Below are 7,344 nucleotides of genomic sequence, written 5' to 3' on the forward strand. Positions count from 1 at the left end.
TCCTTTTTGACATCTAAAACACCATTTTATTCCTTAATTGACATGAATAATTTTTTACCGCCACAAAGGTAATTGATTTACATAAATATTCTAAGATTCTATCAAACAAAAAAAGAGCCTCCAAATGGAAGCTCTTTTCTGACTTAAACCAAAGAAAATTATGAAAATTAATAAAATCGTTTGTTCATTATTATTTGTTCAATAATTCATCGAACGTAATGGCAACGTAATACATTGAGCCAACTGCTGCACTACCAAAGGCTTGAATGTATGGTTTACCACCGATATTTGTTCCACCCAATTTGATGATAGACTTCATTGATGAGAGTTTATAACTTATCTGTGCATCTAAGTTTGTGATTTTCGGTACGGTTGTATTCGTAAACGAGGTTGTACCAGTTGTGGTTGGCTGGTTGAAACTTGCTTGCCATACAAACGAATCTTGGTGTCTGAAATTGATATTAAATCCAAACTTATCTCCACTGTTCATGCGTTTACCAAAACTAAGGTTATAACGATTTTTTGGCGTGTTATATCCAGCATATAATTGCTCAGGGCTTGATGTAAAGTCTTTTAGGTTATTTTGAGCAAAGTTAAATCCTACATTATAGCCTTTTGTAATAGTGTAATTAGCACTAACTGCGAACCCGTTTACTCTGATGATTTCTTTTGAATTAGCCACACGAGAATAAGCCTCACGAGTTGAACCACTGCCTAAGCCCGATTCGATTGGTAATCCTAATGCTGCTGCTGCTTTTGGTACAAGGATGGCCGTTCCACCAATGAAATTGGTGTATTTACTTGTATAGAAATACGAGTCTATAAATAACTTCTTGGCTATCAAACCTTTGTAGCCAATTTCATAAGACTCAATTTTTTCTGGTTGTAAAGCAGCTACTTTATATTTAGGCAAAGCAGCTAAGCCGAATGCTGGAGCAACTTGTGAAGTAACAGCAGCAATTTGGCTTCTGACGGTAGCTTGAACATTCGTCTGAATTGTTGCTTGAACTGTTGGAGAAGCCATTTGGCGAGCAACCTCTGCTGCAATTGCAGCAGCAGCTTGATTTGCTGGGATTTGTCCTGCTGCTACGGCAGCATTTATTTGTGGAGTAACTAATGCCGTAACTTGAGTTTGTACTCCAGCAGTAACTAATGCCTGAATGTTAGCTAACTGAGCATTTACTGCCGCAGTTGCATATGCTTGTGCTTTTGCTAATACATCAGCAGTAAGATATTTGTTTTCACTAATTTTACCTTCCGCTATATTTTTTGCTTCTGTTGGAGCTGCTACCGAGAAAGCTGTCAATGTAGCTAAATCTACACCATTGGCCAAGTTATATCTTGTATCAAATTCTGGTTGTCCACCAATCAGAGTACCTGACGGTGTTCTTAGGTCAATGTACTGATTTTGCGTAGTCGGAATTCTATAACCCGTTTGATAAGAAGCACGGAAGTTTTGCTGACCGAAAGTTGCTACAGCCGATAGTCTTGGCGTATAGAAACCTTTGAAGTTTTGGCTTTTATCGTAGCGAATCGAGGCCGAAAGTTTCAAGTGGTCTTTAAATAAACTTTTTGCGGCTTGTACAAAAGCACCGTACTCGTTGATTGGAATTGTTCCAGAACGTCCTTCTTTTTTATCAGCAAACAAAGTTCCATCAGAGCGTAAACTATACTGACGTACGTTCGCACCAGCTAATAAATCAATGAATTTTACTTGATTTTTGAAGTTATAAACTCCTTCAGCATGATAGAGATTGGTTTTATCCAAAAATGCTCCTCCTCCATCAACAATAGCAGCATCACGGTATTTATCCAATAATGCTTTATACTCGGCTGTTCCTGCGGCTGGCAAACCTTTATCAGCAGCTGCTCTTGCTGTCAAATGAGCAGCATCTTCGGCCTGACCTGCTCCACGAGCGGCTGCAAAAGCACCAACATATTCAGCAAACCATGTTGCATGAGGTTTTACGCTATTCAGCATAGCCACAGCTGCTAAACCCGCGGTATATGACTGCCCCGAACGCTCTTGAGTTGTGTAGGCTCTCAAGGTAAAGTTATCTCCTCTTAATTCTACTTTTGCTTGTGTCAAATTAAAATTACGGAGCGAATATCTACCCGTTCCTGTATAAACCGTTGTTCCGTAGCCATAGTTTACTTGACCAACTAACTCTACTTTATCATTAATACGATAGTGAGCAGCCAAATTTGTTTTGAACGATTTGGTGTTATAATCAACCATATCTTTTTCCAAGAAACCCGTACGACTAATATTAGCAGATGTTGGAATTAAGCCTGCTGATGATACTGCTTGAATACCTGCCTTTTGAGCGGCTGTTAACGGTGAACTTGCACCTAATAAACCATTTAATACAGTTCCCATATTGGCTTGTACTTCATCGCCATAAATGTTCATACCATCATAATCTGTATCAACTCCAGCTCCTCTTGTGCCATTTTGCACACCACCCAAATTTAGGTTAGTATAATCCGTTGCCTCCCAATCTTTAGCTGTGATATAAGCTAAGTTTACCTTAAACGCAAATTTATTGTTTTTTGAAGCCTTGGCATAACGCATTGAAAAATCACCGAAAGGTGTGGTTGCAGTGGCACGGTTGCTGGCACTCATAACCCCCGTTTTAAGCGTTGCACTTAATCCTTGATACAAGAATGGGCTTTTGCTATTCATTAAAACCAATCCGTTGATTGCATTAGGACCATAAAGTGCAGAAGCAGCACCCGGTAAAACTTCTACATTTTCAACATCAAGTTCAGGCATACCCACGATATTATCAACAGGAAAATTTAAGCCAGGAGCTTGATTGTCCATTCCATCAATCATTTGTACGGTACGAGGATTACCAGTAGCACCAAAGCCACGCATATTGATAGATTTGAAAAGTAAACCTTGTGTTGTCATGTCGATACCTTTCATATTTGATAAAGCATCGTAAAATGAAGGAGAAGCCGTTTCACGAATCGTACGAATGTCCATTTTTTCAACAGCCACGGGAGATTTTAGAACTGATTCTTCAACCCTCGAAGCCGATACTACAACTTCTTGACCCAATACTGCTTGTTCTTTCAAAGCAATATTAATGGAAGCATTATTTCCCGATACATTTATCTCCTGACTTTCATAGCCAACCGATGAAATAAGGAGTGTAAATGGTGGCGGTGTAGAGACATTAAAAGAAAACTCACCTTTTGAATTGGTGATTGTTCCTACAACTTTACCTTTTACCTGCACACTCACTCCAATAAGAGGCTCTTTAGTAGTAGCATCGGTAATTGTTCCTGACACTTTTGTTTGAGCAAAGGAAAGCTGTGTAATTAGAAAGCAGCATATTCCGAGCAAACATTTTTTAACGGAAAGTTTGTACATGAGAATATTGGTTAGTGGTTAACAAAACGTAATTTTGTGTCAAACATAGAAAAGAAAATAATAATATGCAAGCATACTATTATTAGTTTGTATTAAAATCATACAATTTTAACAAAAAATAATTATATATAATGCAAAAGACGATTTTTCTATCCTTATTTTATTTTTTGCTGATTTTTTCTGAGAAAATAGTAGCCCAAAATTCGGTTGTACTAAAATCGAATTTTAACCCTCAATTCACACCAACGGCTCCAGATTATATGCAGAATAGTGCTTGGGCTGCCTTGCCAACTATGGAAGATAAAGCAGATAAAACACCTTTAAAATCGAATCTGACTGACAATCAGAAGGATGCGAAAGCGGATGTGTTCTTTTTGCACCCTACAACATTTACCTACGAACCCAAAAATCAATATCAGTGGAATGCCGATGTGAATGATGCTGAATTGAACGAAAAAACCGATAACTCAACGATTCTAAATCAAGCCTCTGCTTTTAATGGTTCGGGCAAAATTTATGCACCTCGTTATCGTCAGGCACATTATTATTCTTTTCTGACACCCAACGCCGACGATAAAAAACAAGCCTTAGATTTAGCCTATTCAGACATAAAAGCAGCTTTTGAATATTATCTAAAAAACTGGAATCAAGGTCGGCCAATCATTATTGCATCGCATAGCCAAGGAACGGTTCACGCTAAACGATTATTAAAAGAGTTCTTTGATGGAAAACCGCTTCAGAAACAATTGGTACAAGCCTATTTAATTGGAATTGCTACGCAACCTGATACTTTTGAGAATATCAAGCCAAGTCAATCGGCTGACGAATTCGGTGGTTTTGTATCATGGAATACTTATGCGAGAAATTATTTACCAGATTATTATGAAGAAGGGCTCAGTACAGCTGTGAGTACAAACCCACTTACTTGGAAATTAGATGAAGAATTTGCCCCCAAAGAACTCAATAAGGGTGGCGTTGGTTATAAGTTTACTTTTGTCAAAGAAGCTGCCGATGCACAAAATCATAAAGGAGTATTATGGATAAATAAGCCATATATTAGAGGTAGAGCTTTTATCAATATAAAGGTGTGGCATATTGCAGATATAAATCTTTTTTGGATGAATATCAGAGAAAATGTAGCTTTACGTTTAGAAGCATATTTAAATAAACAGTAATAACATATAAGTCAATACTTTATGCGTTTAATTCAATGAATGATAATTACGTAATTATTATGGCTGGTGGTGTTGGAACTAGGTTCTGGCCGTTTAGCCGAAGCACAAACCCAAAACAATTTCATGATGTCTTAGGTATTGGCAAAACAATGATTCAACAAACGGTTGAACGCTTTGATGGAATTTGTCCGAAAGAAAACATATATATTGTTACGAGTAGTGAATACTACGAGATAACCAAGAATCAATTACCATATCTGAGCGACGACCAAATTTTGCTCGAACCCAATCGCCGAAATACAGCTCCGTGTATTGCTTATGCGTGCTATAAAATTGGTGCTAAAAACCCGAATGCCAATATTGTTGTTGCTCCTGCCGACCATATTATTTTGAAAGAAGAGGAATTCCGTAAAAGAATTAGTATTGCGTTGCATTTCTCTGCTAAAAATGATGTATTGGTTACGCTGGGGATTAAGCCTACTCGCCCTGATACTGGGTATGGTTATATTCAATTTTCTGATTCAGAAGGAGATATTAAGCGTGTGGTAACTTTTACCGAGAAACCAAACTTAGAATGGGCAAAGAAATTTGTAGAAAGTGGTGAGTTTGTTTGGAATGCTGGTATCTTTATTTGGAATGTTAATGCAATCAAGAAGTGTTTTGAGGCATTTTTACCAGAAATGGCCGAAGCTTTTGATGAAATTAAAGCAGACTATTACACCGAAAGAGAAGCAGACGCATTGAATAGAGCTTATCCACAATGCAAAAATATTTCGATTGATAACGGTATTATGGAGCGTGCCGAAAATGTTTTTGTTGTGCTTTCAGATATCGGTTGGTCGGATCTAGGTACGTGGAAATCTCTTTACGAAATATCGGATAAAGACGAAAACGAAAACGCTATTGATGCGAGTGTGATGCTTTATGATACAAAGAATTGTATTGTAAAAACGCCAAAAGACCGTCTGGTTGTATTAAATGGTTTGGATGGCTATATCGTGGCGGAATACGATAATGTCTTAATGATTTGCAAGAAGGAGGATGAGCAAAAAGTAAAAGAATTTGTGGCAGCGGCTGGTGCAAAAGGCAAAGAGTTTGTGTAGTAGTCAACAATTTGCGGCCAATAGTCCACAGAGTCGTCTAAAGCGATTTTAGTCAAGAGTTAACAAAATGTTTATTGAGGGGTTCGATTAATCGAAGCCCTTTTTTTGAACCAAATTTTGGCTTCGTAGGTTTTATTCGTAAATAATTATACAGAATGAACAACAAACCTTTGCAAATAGATATCGTGTCTGATGTGGCGTGTCCGTGGTGCTATATCGGAAAAAAACATTTAGAAAAAGCCCTCGAAAGCTTTGATAGTCAGCCAGTTGAGATTACTTGGCATCCTTTCCAACTTGACCCAACAATTCCAGCCGAAGGGCTTGATAAAGAAGAATACTTCCTCAATAAATTTGGCAGTAAAGAGCGAATCGAACCAATGTTTCAGCGTGTGGTAGGAGTAGGCGAGCAAGCGGGTATCAAGTTTGATTTTGATAAAATGCCCAAAGCCATCAATACCATTCCTTTACATAAAATGCTACACATTGCCCGTGAAGAAGGAAGGCAAATCGAGTTAGAAGAAAAACTTTTTAAGGCGTATTTTACTGACGGGATTGATTTTTCAGAAAAAGAGCAACTCATCGCTTTCATGGAAGATTTTGGTTGGCCACGTGAAAAAACGGAGGGTATTTTGGCTAATGAAGAAATCACTTATCACGTTACGCAAGAAATCAAGCATTTTCAGAATTTAGGTGTTTCTGGTGTACCATTTTTCATTTTGAATAATAAATATGCCATCAGTGGAGCTCAGCCAACGAGCGTATTTTTGGATACTTTGAATAAAGTTGCCGCTGAAATGCAGCCAGTTGAAGCCCTTGGCGAGGTTTGCGATGTGGATGGGAAAAATTGTTGATATTTAGACAAGCGATTTTCTTTCGGTGGTTTCGACAGCATCGGCTGCCCGATACGCTCAACCACCGAAAGAAATTTAAATCTCCATCAACTTCTTTAAATTTTCTCCATAAGCCGAGCCAGTTTCTATTTTTGAAGCTTTTGTGTCTCGCATAATTACTAAATATTTTCCGCTAAAATACTTCTGTAACTCTTTGATCAGCAAAGAATTAATGATTGATGAGCGGCTAACCCTTGTGAAGTTTTCTGGCAGTTTTTCTTCCAATGAAGCTATTGTATAATTGGTCAAATATTGCTTTCCGTCAGTCGTATTCAAGAAAACGTATTTGTCTTCGGCTTCAAAAAAACTAATTTCTGTGAGCGGAATAAACAAAATTTTCTCGCCTGATTTTACCGAAATCGAATGAATGTCTTTCTTGGGCTTGAATTGTTCGATGAGCTGCAAAAGACTATTATTTACTGAACTGTTCCCCGAATTTGATTTTAATTTACGTAGTTTCTCGACAGTTTTTTCCAAACGTTCGGTTTCGATGGGTTTAAGTAAATAATCGATCGAATTTTCTTCAAAAGCTCTGATGGCATATTGGTCATAAGCCGTTGCAAAAACCACTAAAGGCATAAAATCAAGCTGGGCGAGCATTTCAAAACCAGTCATTTCGGGCATTTCTATGTCCAAGAAAATCACATCTGGTTTTAGTTGCGTTACTTTTTCGAGGCCTTCTTGTCCGTTTTTGGCTTCGGCAATTATTTCAAAATCTTCAAATTTGCCCAAAAGCCTTTTTAAACGCCCAATTGCCAGAGGTTCGTCGTCGATGAGTATCGTTTTCATTTTTT

General features: G+C 37.8%; 5 protein-coding genes. 3 read left to right on the forward strand and 2 right to left on the reverse strand.

Annotation, left to right across the window (positions count from 1 at the left end; translation table 11 throughout):
- Positions 1-190: 190 nt before the first annotated feature.
- A complete protein-coding gene (locus ACOVO2_RS07400; RefSeq protein ID WP_421769359.1) occupies positions 191-3,382 on the reverse strand; it encodes a carboxypeptidase-like regulatory domain-containing protein in 3,192 nt (1,063 codons plus the stop codon).
- Between the two features lie 131 nt (positions 3,383-3,513).
- Between ACOVO2_RS07400 and ACOVO2_RS07405 the strand changes: the two genes are divergently transcribed.
- The 3 genes from ACOVO2_RS07405 (at position 3,514) to ACOVO2_RS07415 (ending at position 6,511) form a co-directional block, all read left to right on the forward strand.
- Positions 3,514-4,557 carry a DUF3089 domain-containing protein gene (locus ACOVO2_RS07405; RefSeq protein ID WP_421769360.1) on the forward strand — a complete coding sequence of 348 codons (1,044 nt, stop codon included), beginning with the start codon at positions 3,514-3,516 and terminating at the stop codon, positions 4,555-4,557.
- A 35-nt stretch (positions 4,558-4,592) separates the two neighbouring features.
- The gene (locus ACOVO2_RS07410) at positions 4,593-5,660 is read left to right on the forward strand and encodes a mannose-1-phosphate guanylyltransferase (RefSeq protein WP_421769361.1); all 1,068 of its coding nucleotides are present in this window, start codon (positions 4,593-4,595) and stop codon (positions 5,658-5,660) included.
- Positions 5,661-5,815: 155 nt separating this feature from the next.
- Entirely contained in the window at positions 5,816-6,511 is a 696-nt protein-coding gene (locus ACOVO2_RS07415; protein ID WP_421769362.1) for a DsbA family oxidoreductase, read from the forward strand.
- A gap of 75 nt (positions 6,512-6,586) precedes the next feature.
- Here the strand turns inward: ACOVO2_RS07415 and ACOVO2_RS07420 are convergent, their stop codons facing one another.
- Positions 6,587-7,339, reverse strand: a complete 753-nt coding sequence (locus tag ACOVO2_RS07420; protein WP_421769369.1) for a LytR/AlgR family response regulator transcription factor — start codon at positions 7,337-7,339, stop codon at positions 6,587-6,589.
- Between the last annotated feature and the right edge of the window lie 5 nt (positions 7,340-7,344).

Source organism: Emticicia sp., from assembly GCF_049241225.1.
Taxonomy (GTDB): Bacteria; Bacteroidota; Bacteroidia; order Cytophagales; family Spirosomataceae; genus Emticicia.